The organism is Barnesiella sp. ET7 (genome assembly GCF_024733785.1).
Lineage (GTDB): Bacteria > Bacteroidota > Bacteroidia > Bacteroidales > Barnesiellaceae > Barnesiella > Barnesiella merdigallinarum.
Map to the genome: position 1 here is coordinate 25887 of NZ_JANRHM010000001.1, position 17139 is coordinate 43025.

Sequence of the window (17139 nt, forward strand, 5' to 3'; positions counted from 1 at the left end):
GCATCCGACTTGAATGTCGGCTTATAGACCTAACCTATTTTTTTTGACCAAGACTATTATGAAACAGATACTTCTAAGAATCGGCACCCTCTCGGCCCTCGTACTGGCTCTGGCAGCACGGGTAGTGGCACAAGAGCCTGTACCGGCCTATCTCGACGACAATCAACCCATCGAGGTTCGCATCGAAGATGCTTTGTCGCGCATGACCTTAAAGGAAAAAATCGACATGATTCATGCCCAATCCAAGTTCAGTGCCCCCGGCTGCCCGCGGCTGGGTATCCCCGAACTGTGGCTCAGCGACGGACCTCACGGGGTGCGCATGGAGTTTGTGTGGGACAACTGGGACCATGCCGACTGGACCAACGACTCCTGCACGGCCTACCCCGCCCTCACCTGCCTGGCTGCTACCTTCAATCCCAAACTGGCATTCCGGTATGGAAACGCCATAGGCCAGGAGGCCCGCTACCGGAAAAAGGATATTATCCTGGGACCCGGCGTCAACATCTACCGCACCCCGCTGAGCGGGCGTAACTTCGAATACATGGGCGAAGACCCCTATCTGTCGTCGCGTATGGTCGTGCCCTACGTCAAGGGCATGCAGCAAAACGGCGTAGCCGCCTGTCTGAAACACTTTGCCCTGAACAATCAGGAGAAGAACCGCGACAAAGTGAATGTCGAAGTGAGCGACCGCGCCCTCTACGAGATCTATCTGCCGGCCTTTAAAGCCGGTGTGCAGGAGGGCGGCGTGTGGGCCATCATGGGTTCGTACAACAAATACCGGGGCCAATACTGCAGCCACCACGAGCGGCTGGTCAACCAGATATTGAAACGCGACTGGGGCTTCGACGGCGTGATGCTGACCGACTGGGGCTCGGCCCACGACACCGACGAGGCGGCCCGCAACGGACTCGACCTGGAGATGGGTACCTGGACCAACGGTCTGACCTGGGGCATCAGCTCGGCCTACGACAACTACTACCTGGCCCAGCCGTTCCTGAAGAAAATCGAGAGCGGCGAGCTGCCCGAATCGCTCCTCGACGAGAAGGTGCGCCGGGTGTTGCGCCTGTGCTTCCGCACCAACATGAACCGCAACCGCCCCTACGGCTGCAAGCTCACCCCCGAGCATGCCGCGATTGCCCGCCAGGTGGCCGAGGAGGGCATCGTGCTGCTGAAGAACGACAACCACTTCTTCCCCATCGAGAAGGGGCGTTACCAGAAGATTGCCGTCATCGGCGAGAATGCCGTCAAGCAGTTGTGTCTGGGCGGCGGCTCGTCGGAGCTGAAACCGCAAAAGGAGATTTCGCCCCTCGAGGGGATGATCGAGAAATATGGTCGGGAACACATCGTCTTCACCTTGGGCTATGCTTCGGGCGAACCCAACTACAGCAACGAGCTGCCCTCGGGCCTCGATGCCGACTCGCTGGTCGAAGAGGCAGTAAAGGTGGCCCGCGAAGCCGACGTGGTGCTCTTCTTCGGCGGCCTCAACAAGAACTTTCACCAGGACTGTGAAGGCGACGACCGCCTGAGCATGGACCTGCCCTTCGGGCAAAACGAACTCATCGAGAAGCTCGTCGAGGCCAACCCCAACACGGGTATTATCATCATCAGCGGCAACGCCGTGAGCATGCCGTGGCTCTCGAAGGTCGACGGACTCATCCAGTCGTGGTATCTGGGTTCGCAAGGCGGCCCGGCTACGGCCAACGTCATCAGCGGCGAGGTGTGCCCCTCGGGCAAACTGCCCTTCTCGATTCCCGTGAAACTGGAAGACAACAGCGCCCACTACTTCGGCGAGGAGTCGTATCCGGGCGTAAACGACACGCAATACTACAAGGACGATATTCTGGTGGGATACCGCTGGTACGACACGAAGAAAATCAAATCGCTCTTCCCCTTCGGCTACGGTCTCTCCTACACCACCTTCACCTACGGAAAAGCCCGCACCGACAAGAAGAGCTACCGCCCCGACGAGAAGGTGAAACTCTCGTTCACCCTGAAGAACAGCGGCCAACAGGCCGGAGCCGAGACCGTACAAGTATACATGAGCCAGAAGAAGCCCAGCGTGCTGCGCCCCGTCAAGGAGCTGAAAGCCTTCGAGAAGGTATTCCTCCAACCGGGCGAAGAGCGGGTGGTCGAACTCGAAATCCCAGTCAGCTCATTTGCCTTCTACGACGAGGGCATCGCCGACTGGAAACTCGAGAACGACAAATATCTGTTGCATGTGGCCTCGTCGTCGCGTCAGATACACTCGACGACAACCATCGAAGTAAAAGATTAACCGATAAGCAGAAACCATGAAACTACAAAAGATTATCCTGTCGGGGCTCCTGTCGCTCGCCGCTCTCGCGACACAGGCCCAGAACTACGACCACCACTTCCTGCTGGCCGGCGCCTCGTTTGCCGTACCCGAGAACGGCTGGTTCGAACTGGTGTGCGACGCCTTCAACGCCGAACCGCTGAACAAGGCGGTGGGCGGCGACGCCATCAAGCACACGGCGTCGGACATGTTTCTCGACCGCTTCTACACGACCGAGGAGCTCGACCGCATCGATGCCTTCATCATCATGCACGTACACAACCAGGACGTGGCCAGCACCAACGGCATCAAGGAGAACTACGAAGAGTATACCTACGACGAGATTCAACAGTACAACACGGCCTACGACTATGTAATCAAGCGCTACAAGGCCGATTGCTACAACCTCAAGTTCAATCCCGAATCGCGCTACTACCAGACCGAAAACGGCAAACCGGCCACAATCATCCTCTGTACCCACTGGCACGACTCGCGCATCACCTACAACCAGAGCATCCGCACCCTGGCCGAACGCTGGCAGCTGCCTCTTGTCGAGTGGGACGAAAACATCGGCTTCACCCGCAAGGTGGTCGATGCCGACGGCCGTCAGCCCAGTATCAAATATGCCGCCGATACCGAAAAAATCTACGACATCACCTTCGGGTGGCACCCAATGCGGGGCAAAGAGCAGTATATCCAACAGAAGATAGCCTCGATCGCCATGGAGAAGTTGACCGAACTCTTCACCCCCGTGCCGGCCTCGGTCGAACTCGGCGAGAAGAGCAAGGTGATTGTTCCCGGCGAACAGGGCTATTTCGTGTGCCGCTTTACGGGTGTACCGCCCTGGAGCCTCACCTACACCGTAAACGGTGAGGAACACCGGCTCGACAGCATCACCACCAACCCGCTCATCGTCGAGGTTACCCCCACGGCCGACGAAACCACCGTGCTTCCGGTAGCGGTAAGCAACCGCTATACCGAGAGCGGTATCGTGGCAGGCGAAGCCCACATCTACACCGGGCGGCAGAGCGTATCGCCCACCTTCGACACCTACGTACACCAGGCCAACCAGACCACGGTCTACACCGATGCCGACCATCTGGAGGTAAAAGGAAATACCGATACCCACACCCGCGAAGCCTACCTGTCGTTTGCCACCACCGGCATCGACCCGCAGGCCGAGCGCATGGTGGTGCGGGCCTACTACTACGACTGCATCTACCCCAGCTGGCCCCGCAAGGAGACCCACCCGGTAGAGATTTGGGGCAATACCGAGTCGTACACGACAATGACCTGGAACACCAAACCCGACCAGTTCACCCGTATCGGTGAAACTCTGGTACGGGCCGACGAGCTGAACAGCTATATCGAGTGGGATGTCACCGACTGGGCCAAGGCACAAATCGAAGCCGGGGCCAGCCTGCTCACCTTCAAGCTGTGCATCGGCGAAACCGACGCTACGGGGCTGCTCTACTTCTATTCGTCGGAGGCCGACGACCCGCGCAAGCCGCAACTGCTCGTCACCACCGACCCCACCACGGGGCTGACCGAAGCCGCTACCGACGTGATAACCGTCCGTACCCGCCGGGCCGACCGGGAGATTATCGTCACAGGCATCGACGGCAACTGCCGGGCCACCTGCTACACGCTGTGCGGTCAAGTGATCTTTGCCGGACAGATAGCCAACGCCGAGCCCATCGCCCTGCCCCACACCTCCGCGGGGGTCTATCTGCTCGACCTGCAAAACGAGACACAGCACTACACCTGCAAGATTATTTTATAACCACTTAATTCCACACATACACAATGAAAAAAGGATTGTTTGTCATCTGTGTTGCCGCCCTGCTTGCCACAGGATGTAAGTCGACCGGCAACACCGAAGAGGAGCGTTTCATCGAAGACCTGTTGGGAAAAATGACGCTCGAAGAGAAAATAGGTCAGATGAACCAGCTCTGTTTCGACCAGCCTCTGGATTCGATCAAGGCCAAAATACGGGCCGGCGAGATAGGTTCGATGCTCAACATAGACCCGAAACTGATCGACGAGATACAGAAGACGGCCGTCGAGGAGTCGCGGCTGGGTATCCCCCTCATCATCGGGCGCGACATCATTCACGGCTACAAGACCGTATTGCCCATTCCGCTGGGACTGGCTGCCTCGTTCGACCCGCAAGTGGTCGAGGCCGGTACCCACATGGCAGCTACCGAAGCGCGTGAAGAGGGCATCACCTGGACCTTTGCCCCCATGCTCGACATCTCGCGCGATGCCCGTTGGGGCCGCATAGCCGAGAGCCTGGGCGAAGACCCCTATCTGTCGGGCGAACTGGGTGCCGCCATGGTGCGCGGTTTCCAGGGCGAGCATCTGTCGGACAGCGACGCCATTGCCGCCTGCGTGAAACACTTCGTGGGCTACGGTGCTGCCGAGGGCGGACGCGACTACAACTCGACCTATATTCCCGAAACGCTGTTGCGCAACGTCTACCTGGAACCGTTCCAAAAAGCGATCGAGGCCGGAGCCGCCACGCTGATGACCTCGTTCAACGACAACGACGGAATACCCGCCTCGGGCAACGACTTCCTGCTGCGCACCGTGCTGCGCGACGAGTGGAAGTTCGACGGCTTTGTGGTATCGGACTGGTGCTCGATGAGCGAGATGATGTCGCACGGGTTTGCCGCCGACCGCAAGGATGTGGCCCGTATCTCGGCCAATGCCGGCGTAGACATGGAGATGGTAAGCCAGACCTATATCGAACACCTGCCTCAACTGGTAGCCGAGAACAAGGTCCCGATGGAGGTAATCGACAACGCCGTGCGCAACATTCTGCGCATCAAATACCGCCTGGGACTGTTTGAGAATCCTTATGCCAAACCGGGCAAGACGAGCACCATCTACTGCGACGAGCACCTGCAAACGGCCCGCCGCGCCGCTGTCGAGTCGGCCATTCTGCTGAAGAACGACGGCGTACTGCCGCTCAAGGAGGATCAGACCCTGGCCATCGTAGGCCCCATGGCCGATGCTCCCCACGACCAACTGGGCACCTGGTCGTTCGACGGTGACAAGAATCGCACCGTCACCCCGCTCAGAGCCCTGCAAACCGATGAGTACAACCAGGTGAAATACATCTATGAGCCCGGGCTGGACTACTCGAGAGATACCGATACGAGCGACTTCGAACGGGTGAAGAGTGCCGTACGCCGGGCCGACGTGGCCGTGGTCTTCGTGGGCGAAGAGGCCATCCTCTCGGGCGAGGCCCACTCGTTGTCGAACATCAACCTGATAGGTGCCCAGTCGGAGTTGCTGAAAGCCGTGAAGAGCACCGGCAAACCGGTAGTGATGGTGGTTATTGCCGGCCGTCCGCTCACCATCGAGCGCGACCTGCCCTATGCCGATGCCGTGCTCTACAACTTCCACCCGGGCACCATGGGCGGTCTGGCCATCATGGACCTGCTCTACGGCCGCGAGAACCCCAGCGGTAAGCTGCCGGTAACCTTCGTGCGCGAAGTGGGACAGATACCGATGTACTACAACCACAACAACACCGGCCGACCCGCCCAAAACGAAATTACGCCCCTCGAGGATATTCCGTTGGAGGCTCCGCAGACGTCACTCGGCAACACGTCGTTCTACCTCGACTCGGGTAAAGACCCGCTGTTTGTCTTCGGCTACGGCCTCTCGTACAGCACCTTCGAATATGCCGACCTCAACCTCTCGAGCAACGAGGTGAGCGCCACCGATACCCTCACCGTAACGGCTACCGTCAAGAACACCAGTGCCGTCGACGGTACCGAGGTTGCCCAACTCTACGTGCGCGACCTGGTGGGCTCGATCGACCGTCCGGTCAAAGAGTTGAAAGGATTCCAACGCCTCTTCATCAAGGCCGGCAACAGCCAGACGGTCACCTTCAAGCTGCCGGTTTCGGCTCTGGCCTTCTATGGCCGCGACCTGAAGAAGAAGGTCGAGGCCGGTCAGTTCGACATCTGGATCGGACCGAACAGTGCCGAGGGATTGAAAGGCTCGTTTACGGTAAAATAATTTATCCGCTTAAGAAATAGAACTCATCACGTTTCCCATGCAATCAGCACTCCGAACAGCCTGCCGGCAACCAGGCCGGCAGGTTTGTTCGGGGAGTTACAACTCCGGCCCCAGGGTATTGCGGTAGCCCTTTCGCCCCTTTTTGTGGAATGGGCCGGAGATTTTACGAAAACTACTTCTTCTTACATACATTAAATTTAACCTGGAGCTGTGTCGAAGTGAACAACTTGTTGAGACACGGCTCCTCGCTTTATTTCGGCACGCACCGTATAAAAAAACAGGGGTGGCTGTAAGGGTATAGAGGGATTTTATTGTCTCATAATAGAAAGGCAAAATATACAGAAGTGAACATATCCTTTAACCCATACATAAAATATCAATGACCATGAAAAAACTTTACTTTGCACTTTGCCTGATTTTCGTATGGTGTACAACGGCTTTTGCCTATGACAACCTGTATGTGGTAGGCGATGCCTGTTCGTCGGGGTGGGACCCCAACGCAGCCCTTGCCATGACGAAAGAGAGCGCCGACTCGTACACCTGGAGCGGCCCGCTGAAAAAGAACAGCGGCAAACAGGAACGATTCAAATTTCTCGTAGCCCGGTCGTGGGCCACATCGCTCACCTGCCGGCTCGACCAGAGCGGACACCAGGTGATTGCCTCGGGCCAGGAGTATGACTTGTATGTGAAACTGGAGACCGACGGCAAACCCGACAACTCGTTTCAGGTGCCCGAGACGGGAGTATACCGCATCGACGTGAACACGGCATCGATGAAAATGACGTGTACCAAGATAGCCGACTATGAAGAGCCCGACTACACGCTCTTCTCGCGCGAGACGTTCCAGGCCTCGTCGGGGCTGTCGCTCAACTACCGTGCCCTGCAGCCGGCCACCATCGAGGCCGACACGCGCTACCCGCTGGTCATCTTCCTCCACGGGTCGGGCGAGAGAGGCAACGACAACGAGAGCCAGTTGCGATATGGTGCCGATCAGTTCCTCACCTCGCAGAACCGGGCCGACTATCCGGCTTTCGTACTCTTCCCGCAATGTCCGTCGGAGAACTTCTGGCCGTTTGAGAGCCAACCCGGCTCGTTCGACGCCACTACCTTCCCGACCGACTACCCCATCTCTACCCCCAACCAGGCGGTGAAAGAGCTCATCGACTACTACCTGCAAAACGAGCCGGTAGACCCCGACCGGGTTTATATCGTCGGTATCTCGATGGGCGGCATGGGTACCTTCGACCTGGCCTGCCGGTTTCCCGAAACATTTGCCGCAGCCGTACCTATCTGTGGCGGCATTCAGGTAGACCGCATCGACAGCCGCACCAAGCGTGTCTACTGGCGGCTCTTCCACGGCGATGCCGACGGTGTGGTGCCGGTGAACAACTCGCGCTCGGCTTATGAGGCTCTGCTCGAGGCCGGGGCTACGGTCGAGTATGTCGAGATACCCGGCGGCGACCACTTCATCTGGAGCGGGGTCTTTGCCCGGGAGGATTTCCTGCCGTGGATTTTCGGCAAACGTCGTCAACCGTCGAGTGCCGTATCGTCGCTCCCGACCGACCAACCTATCCGGTGCTACGCACAGGAGGGTAAACTCGTAGTCAACTCGACCGACGATACCCCGCTGCAAATCGACCTCTACAACACCTCGGGCGCCCGCGTCTGCACGCTCGACGGAGAGGTATCGGCAGCAACTCCCCTGCCCTCGTTGAGCCGGGGCGTATACCTGGTAACGATTTCGCAGGGTACCAACCGCTACCACACCAAGGTGGTACTGTAACCGTTCGAAAACTTCTTCTTACATACATAAAAACAGAAATCCGGTCGCTTGCTTGGTGCAATCGGCCGGATTGTCTTTTTTAATGACTTCCTATCGTCAAGGGCCTACCGACCCGTAGCCTGCATATAGGCAACCTGTTTCTGCTGATAGGAGGTGCAAGCCTCGGCATACTGGTCGTGACTTTGCTGCATGAGCGACTGGGCATCGAGCAGATCGGAGAGCGCAACCGTACCGGCCTTGTAATAGTCGTTGTTGAGTCGCAGGTTCTCGGTAGCCGACTCGATGGATTTCTGAGCGAGCAGCACCTGCTGATAAGCCTCTTGCAAGTCGTTCCACTTGGCCTCGATCTCGACCAGCATCATTTCGCGCGAGTCTTGCCGGGTATTCTCGGTTTGCATCTTTTTGATCTTTTCCCGTTTAATGGCATGCGAGCCACCCCACCACGAGGTGATAGGCACCGATACGCTGGCAAAGACGACTCCGAAATCGGTATCCTTCTCGAGCAAATCGTGATAGAGATAGCCGGCTCCCACACTTACCGAAGGGAGGTTTTCGCCCCGCTTCATGCGCAGTTGCAGTTTGGCAGCCTCGACCGACTTGTCGAGGAGCTTGCTCTCGGCCCGGTTGTCGAGCCCGGTCTCGGGATCGATGTAGTAATCGAGCGGCGAGACCACGGGCGGGAAGTTGTCGAAGGCTATATCGAAATCGCTCTTATCGACCCCGATCAACTGACACAGCAACATGCGGGTTACCGAGAGGCCGTTCTCGACCTTCAGCCGGTTGGCGGCAATGTTCTGTTGCTGGAGCTCTACCCGCAGCAAATCGTTGCGGGTGGTGACACCGGCATCGACCGAAGCCACCACATCGCGATGCAGGGTATCGAGCTGAGTCTCGAGTGTAGCCAGCGTGCGCAACTTCTCTTTGAGAGCAACAATCTGCCAAAAGTATTGCGAGACCGAAGCCTCTACCTGGTATTCGGTAAGGGCCAGCTGGTACTGGCTCACCTGCTCTCCGATATGAGCCAGTTTGTTGCCATTGACTATGTGGCCACCCATGAATACCGGCTGAAGAAGAGTGACACCCGCCATCTTGCCCGACTTGAGCATCTCCATCGAGATAGGCGGCACTCCGGGTACGGGCAATGCCATATCCATCTGAGCCATACTTTCGCTGGCCTTGAAGATGGCACCCGTAGCCGAAATGTTTGGGAAATAATTGGTGAAGGCCTCTTTCGAGGTTTGCTCGGCCGCCTCGACATCGAAACGGCTGTTCTTTACCTTGGCGCTGTTTTCGACGGCCAGAGCCTGGCATTCGTCGAGCGTATAGAGTTTCTGGGCGTTGAGCGGGAGCGAACATCCCAACAGGCCCAACGCAACGGCGTATATGATTTGCTTGTTTGTCATCTTTTTTTCTCCTTTCAACGATTTTCTGTTTTACGATCGGCCCGGCTGAATATCAACCAATAGGCTACCGGCAATATGGTGAGGGTCAATATCATCGAGATGATGGTTCCGAAAAATACGACCGAACCCATGGGAGACCACAACGGACTGCCTCCCAAAATCATAGGAATCACACCCATCGAAGCGGCGGCCGAGGTGAGGAATATGGGGCGCATACGACGTTTGGCCGAGTGCAAGGCGGCCTCACGCACGCTCAATCCCTCTTTCATACGCAACTCGTCGGCATAGTCGAGCATGATAATGCCGTTACGTACAAGGATACCCATGAGGCTGACGATACCCAAGACTGCCGTCACACTCACATCGAGCCCCATCACCCAGATACCTACACCGGCTCCCAACAGACAGAGCGCGAGTGACCCGAGAATGAGCAGGGCCATATTGATGCGACGGAAGTGGAACAACAGGATGAAGAAGATGATGACGACCGCAATGACCAGTCCGCTCACAATCATATTCAAGGTATCGCTGTCGCTCTCACGGGCTCCGCCCACCTCCCATTCGATGCCTTCGGGCATATCGATTTGCTCGACGGCCTTCACGATCTTGCTGGTCATGGCCGAAGCGTTGACCCCATTCTTCACATCGGACTGGAGCGTAATGGTAGGAATACCGTTGCGACGGGCTATCTGGGCATCGTGCCAGTCGGGTTCGACCCGAGCAATCTGGCGCACCGGAACCGAGGCAGCTCCGCCCCAAGCCGAGACATAGGTATCGCCCACCTCATCGTAGGAGAGCTCGCTACGGCCGTCGTCCTTAAGTACGACATCTATGGGATAATCCTTATCCCAAACCGTAGTCACGGGCAGACCGTTGCCCAGGTGCATGGCCAGATTGGCCGAAAGCATGGCTTTGCTCATGCCCAGCCGCCCCATCTCATCGTCGTCGAGTTGCAAGGTGACCCCGGGAAGCTGTCCCTCCCAGTCGCTATGAACCAACGAAAGCTCGTCGAAGCCATCCATGACCTTCTTCACCCGGTCGGCAGCCACACGAAGGCTGTCGCGGTCGTTACCCTTGACCCGTATCTCGACGGGATAGACCGCATCGGAGTATTCGAGCTGTTTGAAGCGTACACGCGCTTCGGGGAAGTAGTTGAGGTATTTATCCTTATACTCGTCGATCATCTGCTCGGTAGCCTCGTTGCCCGTCGTATTGACGATAAACTGGGCATAGTGCGAACCGGCCATCTGCGGAGCATAGGTGGTGTGGAAGCGGGGCGACCCTTCTCCCTTGAACGAGGCCACCGATACCACCCGGGGATCCTTACGGAGAATCGATTCGAGACTATCGGCCACGGCAGAGGTCTTTTCGAGCGCCGTACCGAAAGGCATGTAAATCTCGACGGCAAACTGGTTGCGCTCGGCAATAGGCATCAGCCGCATGGGCAGCGCCAGGAACAGCACGACACCGGCTACCACCGCGAGGAGACCTACGCCCATTGTGCGTACGGGATGAGCGAAACACTTGGTAATGAGCTTGTCGTAAGACGATTGCAATACGGTCAGGAACGAACGGCGTTGTTTCTTTTCAGGTTTGGGCGCACCTTTGAATCCGGTCCGAATAAAGTAGTACTGCATGTAGGGAACCAACAATACAGCTACCAGCAGCGACAAGGCCAGGATAATGGTGATAGCCCAAGGGAAGGACTTCACGAAGTCGTTAATCATACCCGTCGAGGTAATGAGGAAGGGAAAGAAGGTGATACTGATTGCCAACGTGGCCGAGAAGATGGAGCGGAAAAACTCCTTGGCGCTCTCGACGGCTGCCGTCCAGCGGGGCACGCCGTTGTCGAGCTTCTCCATATAGCAGTCGATGATGACAATCGAGTTGTCGACAATCATACCCAGCGTGACAATCAGAGCCGCCAGTGTAACCGTGTTCAACTCCATGCCGCAGGCATAGAAGACCAGCAGCGACAGGAATATGGTGATGGGTATCGTCGAAGCGGCTACCGAAGCTACCCGCAGGGGCATAAGCAGCATGACGACTACAATCACGGCAATGATGGCAATGAGCAGTTCGCGCAGGAAGGTTACAACCGAATCGCCTACGACCTGCGACTGGTCGGTAATGCGGAATATCGACACATCGTCGGGCAGCTCTTTCTCATAGTCCGAGAGAACCTTGTTGACCTCTTGTCCCATCTCTACGATATTATTGCCTTCGCGCATCTCCATGGAGAGCACCAGACACTTGGTGCCGTTGTTGGTAATATAAGAGGTAGGATCGGGATATTCACGCACCACCCGGGCAACATCTTTGAGCCGGATGGCGTGCCCTTGCGGATCGCTAAAAACAATCTGGTTGGCTACATCGTTTATACAGTCGTAGGTATCGGCCAGGTGAATGGGAGCTACAAACCGGCTGTTATCGACCGCTCCGCTCACCGTCGTGAAACCCTGGGAGAGCAGTTGGGTAGCCAGCGTAGTGTTGTCGATTGCATAGCGCGAGATTTTGGCCGGGTCGAGGTAGACACTGATCTGCTCTTTCTGCAAGCCATAGGTGCGCAGGTTGCTCACGGCATCGATGCGGCGCAATCGATCCTTGAGATCGTCGAGGTACTCCTCGAGTTCGCGATAGGTCTTGTCTTTCGACTCGATGGTAACCAGCATAGCCGACGTGTCACCAAAGTCGTCGTTGGTCACGAGAGCCAGCACCCCCGAGGGCAACTGCGACTTAAAGGCAGCTATACGATGCTTGAACTTGGTCCAGAACTCGTCGCGGTTGTTTACGTCGTCGTTCAACTCGACAAAGACAATCGACATGCCGTCGCGGCTGAGCGAATGAGTCTTGGCCTTTTTCACCTCTTTGAATTCAAAGATAAAGTTTTCGAGCGGCTTGGTCACCTGCTCTTCGACCTCGGTCGATGTAGCCCCCGGATAGACGGCCACCACAACCCCCTGGCGTATGGTAAAGGCAGGGAACTCTTGCTTGGGCATCTTCACCAAAGAGTAAATTCCCAGTACAAACATCAACGCCACGATGAGAATAACGATCTGCCTGTATTTCATGGCAGCTTCTATAATACCACCTTTTGTTTTCATTGCTCTGTTACTTTCATGTTTTCACTTACTTTCGAAGTACCCTCGACAATTACCTTATCGCCCACCGACAGGCCCGACTCGACTACGACACCGTCGCCCGACAGGGCACCGACCGATACCGGCCGTTTGGTGGCTCTGCCGTCGCTGTCGACCCATACGAAGGGAGTGCCGTCGCTATCGATTTGCACGATTCGGTTGGGAACAACAATCGACGAGTCGCGCGTACCGCCCAACCGCGCTACGCAAACCATGCCCGGGAGCAATTCGCCCGAACGGTTATCGATCTGCACCAATGCCTTGTAGGTGTGTACCAGCGGGTCGGCGGCAATGCCTTTCTCGATAATCTTTCCGGTGTAGCTCTTGTTGCCGAGAGCCGCTACGGAGACCGATACCTCATCGCCCAGACCTATCGAGGCTATCTCATCCTCAGGGACAGCCATATTTACATTCACGCGCATAATCTTCATCAACTGGAAAACCGGTACCCCGGGCACCACCGACGATCCCGTATCGATGCTCTTCTGAGCTACTACCCCGGCATAGGGAGCACGCAACTCGACATCGTTGAGATTCTTGCGGGCAATCTGCTCCATGCTGCGGGCCTGCTGCAATGAGCTCTGTACCTCGACCCACTTGATTTCGGGCAGGCTCCCCTTCTCGTGCAACTGCTCCATACGGGCATAAGCATCCTCGGCCTGCCGCAACGAAGAACAAGCGGCATCATAGGTGCTTTGCAACGTGGTCTTGTCGAGCCGGGCCAACAGTTCGCCCTGAGCTACCCGCTGACCTTCGCGCACATAGATGCGCTCGACATACCCCGGTACCTGAAAACTCAGTGAGGAAGAAGACTCTCCCTCGACAGTTCCCATATATTCATGTACACCCAGATTCTCACAAAAAGCGACCGTCCAAGTCTTCACCGGAACTTCGCGCTCCGTCTTTTCCTCCTTTCCCGAGGAACTGCATCCTACACTCAGAACCGAAGCTACGGTCAAAAACAAATAAGCAAATGCTTTACCATTCTTTTTCATACTTTCCGTTGTTAAAATTCGATGTAAAGATGTAGGAAAGCAACACAGCTGTAAAGTTCCTTTTTCTACTGTTAGTATTCCAAAAGTCGGATTTAAGAAAAATTTACAGCTAAAATTCACACATATCACATTATATTTGTCCAAAACATCGCATTTTATGGACAAAACATGTATCGAAAGTTTCACCCACAAACAACTGAAAAAGTTAGTCGAAATCAAACATTCCACCGGACTGGAAGACAGCCTCATCATTATCGAGAACGACCGCCCCGACATCGACTTCTTCAAATACCCGTGCCGTATAGACTCGCTGGTAGCACTGGTATGCCTGTCGGGTGAGATGACAATCAACATCAATTTGAACGAATATCACATCCAGCCGGGCACCATGATATTGAATCTACCCGAAAACATCGTACAGCTGAATAGCGAGCAGCAGTGTTCCTTTTACGGGATTTCAGTGACCCGTTCGTTTTTTGAGAAAGTTCAAATCAATTTCAGCGACATCATTCCCGTATACTCTCAATTACGAAACGAGCCTTGCCTACGACTCTCCAAAGACGAAATCGAAATCTTCTGCAAGTTCATATCGTTGATCAAGCTCATCAGCCAATCGACAGAAGGGAGTAAAAAGATGGAAACACTCCAAAACCTGGGAGCCGCGCTCATCTGGCAACTGTACGACCTGATTCTGAACTACACCCCTGTCTCCAAAAACGAAAATAAAAAAAAACGTCAAGAGATTATCTTCGGGCGATTCATCGCTCTGCTCTCGCAATACCACATGCAGGAACGAAGCGTTACCTTCTATGCCGAACAGTTGTGCATCACGCCCAAATATTTCTCGACGCTGGTCAAGAAACTGTCGGGCAAATCGGCGGCACAGTGGATAGACAACTATGTGATACTCGAAGCGAAAAACCTGCTGAAATACTCCGATATGAGTATCCAGGAGATTGCCTACCAACTGAACTTCTCGACCCAATCGTTTTTCGGGAAATACTTCAAACACCAGACTGGCATGTCGCCTACCGAATACCGGAATAAAGTGTAAACAGGCCGAGAATGCGGCTTTACCGACGATTACCACTCCGCCCCCCCCTTGTAGTCGATGCCGGCCCGCCGGGCCTGTATGGGCTAGAGGTCGCGGCAAGTGCGGTAGAGGCAGTCTTTACACCTTTTATTTGCAAAGACCAAGAAATTTGCCGAATATTGCATATCCATCTCGTATTCCTTTTTTATCTATCCACAAATAAAATACCTTGAAAGAAATGACACTCCAACAAGAATTACAGAAATTCGGTCTCTCACAAGAGAGCCGCAACGATATACTGCACGGCAGCACCGCTGCACCTAAAGAGTTTGAACAGATAGCACAAGTAGCCCTGTCGGGATACTTTCTCGTCCAGGGGACCGACCGAAAGATAATCGTTCGCCCCACCTGCGTAGAATTTTATTATCACGAAGAGTGGGACAATGGTATCAAAGACTTCATTGTTTATCATCGCAACAGCAAAACTTCATTGCCTTCCACATTCCCTTTAGGTGTACTTCACAATCATGTATCGGGTATAGATATTACTTTCGAGAGGGGAAACGATGCCCAAAATGCCGTTCGAGCATCCATGCTTATCCGGGAATATGAAATCGACGGTAAGAACGAAGAGCGCTCCACACTCCTCTACGAGGCGTTATATCAGCAGGCTTCGATTTTCGACGGCATATCGGTAAAGTGGGTAGATGGTGAGAAAATGGTAGATGTAACCTCCTACCCTCGTAAAAACGTGGCCCTCTATGAGGAGGACGGGAGAAAAATGGTTGCTAAAGAATATCCCAACAGACCTTGCACCGAAGACAAGAAATATGTACAAGACCCTCGTCGTTGGCAATTTAAAAGAAAAATTGTATCCGATGCCGATACAAATATGATTTATATCTCTTCATGGCTTGAAGATGAATGTCCACATTTCTATCCCCGATTTTTAGAGGCTCTTAAAGAGAACAAGATTCCCTTTAAGATTATGAAGCGCACCAACGATATATGGGCTCGCGACTATATGCCCATACAGATTTATGACAATCGTTTCGTGCAATACAGTTATAATCCCGACTACCTGCAAGAGAAGCAAGAAGACCGGGAATCGATTACCGATGTTGACGCAGTCTGTCAAGAAATAGGAATCGAATGCGTTAAAACCGACTTGATAATCGATGGCGGCAATGTGGTAAAAGTCGGGAAATACATCATCATGACCGAAAAGGTATATGCAGAAAATAAGCATCTCACTCCGGCCAAAGTACGCAATCGTTTACAAAGCCTGTTTCATTGCCAGTTGATTATGTTGCCTTGGGACAAAAATGAAAAGTATGGTCATGCCGACGGCATTGTCAAGGCTATCGACGACCACACGGTATTACTCACCAACTATGCCGATTATAATCCCCAAATAACAGAACGATTTTCAAAGATACTTAGTCAATATCTTGATGTACAAACCCTGAACTATACCGTTAAAAGCAACGATTATAACTGGGCTTACATCAATTTCTTACGTGTAGGAGATGTTATTATCCTGCCGGGGCTCAACATACCAGAAGACCAACAAGCTCTGCAACAAATCAAGAAATATTATCCTTCGTGTAAAGTTATTCAGATCGACTCATTAGAAGTGGTAAAAAAAGATGGTGCCTTGAATTGTATAACCTGGAATATCAAAAAATAAGTTTTACAAAATACTATCCCGATTCACCCCCCTCGTAGTCGATACCGGCCCGCCGGGCCTGCGAGTGCTGGAACTCCCGGCGTATGCGGTAGAGACGGCCGTCTTTGCGAAGCCGGGCGCCTGTCTGGTGGAAATTGAAGGGGACTCCCTGCTCCATGCATTGGCGACGGATGTCGAGCACCCAGTCATAGTCGCACACGCGGGCCTCGTTGCCCGACTCGCCCCCTACCGAAACTTCTTCGATGCCGCCGTCAAGCAGGCCATGAAAATCGAGAGGGCCCAGCAACGGTGCACAGAAGAGGAGCCGATGCCGTATGGGCAGAGACTTGAAGAGGGGTAGCCGGCGGTCGAGCTGCTCTTGATTTTCGATGGTGCAGGCTATGACTACATGGTCGTAGCCGTCGCCCCAATCGGCGGGCAGAGCTACACCGAAACGGTCGATGCGCTTGGTGGGGATAATGAACGACAGGTCGCTGCGAAGGCGTATCATGGCCCAGGCTTCGGCGCGCCACGGGTCGGCCTCGGCAAGGAAGAAGTCGGAGGTGAAACAGGTATAGACCTGCTCGCCCGAGGGTATGCGGTAGCCGCCGTTCCGCTTACGCCTCAACGGCAGGTCAAAGGCCGCCGTGCGCGAGACCACCCGGCTGTCTTTGTCGTAGAGGCTGTCCTGCCGATAGACGTAGCAGTGCCTGCACCCTTCGCTTATCTTGTGGCAACCGTGCCACAAATTCCACATGACCGACATATCTGTTTCTGGTTTCGGGTAGCCA

At 54.7% G+C, this 17139-nt stretch carries 10 protein-coding genes; 6 read left to right on the forward strand and 4 right to left on the reverse strand.

Going from position 1 to position 17139, the window contains the following annotated elements:
* The first annotated feature begins 58 nt into the window (after positions 1-58).
* From NW211_RS00080 to NW211_RS00095, 4 genes are all read left to right on the forward strand, one after another.
* Positions 59-2275, forward strand: a complete 2217-nt coding sequence (locus NW211_RS00080; RefSeq protein ID WP_258326431.1) for a glycoside hydrolase family 3 C-terminal domain-containing protein — start codon at positions 59-61, stop codon at positions 2273-2275.
* A 16-nt stretch (positions 2276-2291) separates the two neighbouring features.
* A complete protein-coding gene (locus NW211_RS00085) occupies positions 2292-4076 on the forward strand; it encodes a DUF5040 domain-containing protein (RefSeq protein WP_258326432.1) in 1785 nt (594 codons plus the stop codon).
* A gap of 23 nt (positions 4077-4099) precedes the next feature.
* A complete protein-coding gene (gene bglX, locus NW211_RS00090; protein WP_258326433.1) occupies positions 4100-6325 on the forward strand; it encodes a beta-glucosidase BglX in 2226 nt (741 codons plus the stop codon).
* Between the two features lie 385 nt (positions 6326-6710).
* Positions 6711-8108 carry a prolyl oligopeptidase family serine peptidase gene (locus NW211_RS00095; protein WP_258326434.1) on the forward strand — a complete coding sequence of 466 codons (1398 nt, stop codon included), beginning with the start codon at positions 6711-6713 and terminating at the stop codon, positions 8106-8108.
* Between the two features lie 104 nt (positions 8109-8212).
* On the opposite strand, the gene NW211_RS00100 is transcribed toward NW211_RS00095, so the two are convergent.
* The 3 genes from NW211_RS00100 to NW211_RS00110 are packed head-to-tail and all read right to left on the reverse strand — an operon-like array spanning position 8213 to position 13646.
* Complete coding sequence (locus tag NW211_RS00100) at positions 8213-9511, reverse strand: TolC family protein (protein ID WP_258326435.1); 1299 nt, start codon at positions 9509-9511, stop codon at positions 8213-8215.
* A gap of 14 nt (positions 9512-9525) precedes the next feature.
* Positions 9526-12615, reverse strand: a complete 3090-nt coding sequence (locus NW211_RS00105) for an efflux RND transporter permease subunit (protein ID WP_087408073.1) — start codon at positions 12613-12615, stop codon at positions 9526-9528.
* Entirely contained in the window at positions 12612-13646 is a 1035-nt protein-coding gene (locus NW211_RS00110) for an efflux RND transporter periplasmic adaptor subunit (RefSeq protein WP_087408074.1), read from the reverse strand. The genes NW211_RS00105 and NW211_RS00110 overlap by 4 nt, the downstream gene beginning before the upstream one ends.
* 157 nt (positions 13647-13803) lie before the next feature.
* Here NW211_RS00110 and NW211_RS00115 point away from each other — a divergent pair, with 157 nt between their 5' ends.
* Positions 13804-14700, forward strand: coding sequence for an AraC family transcriptional regulator (locus NW211_RS00115; protein ID WP_258326436.1), 897 nt, complete (start codon positions 13804-13806; stop codon positions 14698-14700).
* 217 nt (positions 14701-14917) lie between these two features.
* Positions 14918-16369, forward strand: a complete 1452-nt coding sequence (locus tag NW211_RS00120; protein WP_258326669.1) for an agmatine deiminase family protein — start codon at positions 14918-14920, stop codon at positions 16367-16369.
* Positions 16370-16382: 13 nt separating this feature from the next.
* Here the strand turns inward: NW211_RS00120 and NW211_RS00125 are convergent, their stop codons facing one another.
* Complete coding sequence (locus NW211_RS00125; protein ID WP_258326437.1) at positions 16383-17114, reverse strand: phage Gp37/Gp68 family protein; 732 nt, start codon at positions 17112-17114, stop codon at positions 16383-16385.
* Between the last annotated feature and the right edge of the window lie 25 nt (positions 17115-17139).

Excerpts from the sequence above, each read along its gene's own strand:
- NW211_RS00100 (WP_258326435.1), bottom strand. The coding sequence starts at position 9,511 with ATGACAAACAAGCAAATCATATACGCCGTTGCGTTGGGCCTGTTGGGA.
- NW211_RS00105 (WP_087408073.1), bottom strand. The coding sequence starts at position 12,615 with ATGAAAACAAAAGGTGGTATTATAGAAGCTGCCATGAAATACAGGCAG.
- NW211_RS00110 (WP_087408074.1), bottom strand. The coding sequence starts at position 13,646 with ATGAAAAAGAATGGTAAAGCATTTGCTTATTTGTTTTTGACCGTAGCT.
- NW211_RS00120 (WP_258326669.1), top strand. The coding sequence starts at position 14,918 with ATGACACTCCAACAAGAATTACAGAAATTCGGTCTCTCACAAGAGAGC.
- NW211_RS00115 (WP_258326436.1), top strand. The coding sequence starts at position 13,804 with ATGGACAAAACATGTATCGAAAGTTTCACCCACAAACAACTGAAAAAG.
- bglX (WP_258326433.1), top strand. The coding sequence starts at position 4,100 with ATGAAAAAAGGATTGTTTGTCATCTGTGTTGCCGCCCTGCTTGCCACA.
- NW211_RS00085 (WP_258326432.1), top strand. The coding sequence starts at position 2,292 with ATGAAACTACAAAAGATTATCCTGTCGGGGCTCCTGTCGCTCGCCGCT.
- NW211_RS00095 (WP_258326434.1), top strand. The coding sequence starts at position 6,711 with ATGAAAAAACTTTACTTTGCACTTTGCCTGATTTTCGTATGGTGTACA.
- NW211_RS00125 (WP_258326437.1), bottom strand. The coding sequence starts at position 17,114 with ATGTCGGTCATGTGGAATTTGTGGCACGGTTGCCACAAGATAAGCGAA.
- NW211_RS00080 (WP_258326431.1), top strand. The coding sequence starts at position 59 with ATGAAACAGATACTTCTAAGAATCGGCACCCTCTCGGCCCTCGTACTG.